The 269-nt window shown below is 45.0% G+C and carries 1 protein-coding gene; it reads left to right on the plus strand.

Annotation, left to right across the window (positions count from 1 at the left end; all coding sequences use genetic code 11):
- Positions 1-269, plus strand: a 269-nt coding sequence (locus A3756_RS27280) for an IgGFc-binding protein (protein WP_197481170.1), incomplete at both ends; no start/stop codon positions are given.

Raw genomic sequence — 269 nt, forward strand, 5'->3', positions numbered from 1 at the left:
GTTGAGCAGTTACCGCCGATCGAGAGTTTGTCGACAGAATATATCACTACCCCTTTTTGGGGGAGAAGCGAGAACCGTTTTGGCGATAGTGGAGATTACTTCCGAGTTATAGCGCCTTTTGACGAAACGTTGGTATACATTGATGGCGTATACAAAGCTAAACTGGGTAAAAAGCAGTACTTTGAGTTTTTCTCCAATGATGCACAGCATATTAAGACCTCTCATCCCGTGATGGTCATGCAGTATATGGCGGGGCAAAACCTTGATGG

It is taken from the genome of Oleiphilus sp. HI0086, assembly GCF_001635225.1.